General features: G+C 44.4%; 1 protein-coding gene and 1 pseudogene. Both read left to right on the forward strand.

What is annotated here, in order from left to right:
- A pseudogene (locus tag WEIDD23_RS13870) lies at nucleotides 1-255 on the forward strand (restriction endonuclease); the annotation flags it as partial.
- A 2-nt stretch (nucleotides 256-257) separates the two neighbouring features.
- A partial coding sequence (locus WEIDD23_RS12065; protein WP_197458897.1) for a GIY-YIG nuclease family protein occupies nucleotides 258-765 on the forward strand: 508 nt, incomplete at its 3' end.

Here is a 765-nt window from a genome sequence, read left to right on the forward strand (position 1 = left end):
GGTTTGTTTGAGAAAATAGCTGAAATCATCAGCTACAATATTTTTCAAATGGACGGCCTGAAGTACATTGTGCCGCTTACAGAGAAAAAAGAACGAAACATGAATCGACAAATGGACTTGTTTGGGATGCTTGGTTTTGATGATGAAGCCGACGACAAAGAGGATGACGAGTGGATCGTGAAGCCCGGAAAGCGGGTAAAAGTCATGAACTGGGAGAAAAATAAAATGGAGCCTTTTGATAAGGAGTTACACTAATTATGAGTGAGAAAACGCAGATAAAAACAACTAAAATTATTTACCCACAAATCTATGCCTACACATTGCCACAACGACAAGAGGACGCGGGATGGATTAAGATTGGGTACACGGAACGTGAGGATGTTGAAACGCGAATCAAGGAGCAGACAAAAACAGCTGCGCTCCAAGAACCGTACAATGTGCTTTGGCATCACGCAGCACGTTTTAGCAACTCAGACGAGTGGTTCAAGGATAAGCCATTGCATGCTTATTTACGCAAGTTCAAAGGTGTGGATCAACGACCACACACCGAGTGGTTCTACTACAATGGAACCCCGGAACGTGCCGAGGAAGATTTTGAAGATTTTCGAAGCAATGTAAATGACCAGGCTAAACAAGAGCTGGAGTACCGGCTTCGCACAGAGCAACAAGCTGCAGTAAGCCAGACGTTGGAGTATGCACAAGGGCATCCGGGTAGTGAGTTTTTGTGGAATGCTAAGCCACGTTTCGGAAAGACATTGACTACGT

This window comes from Weissella sp. DD23, assembly GCF_001579105.1.
In the GTDB taxonomy this organism is placed as follows: Bacteria; Bacillota; Bacilli; order Lactobacillales; family Lactobacillaceae; genus Weissella; species Weissella cibaria.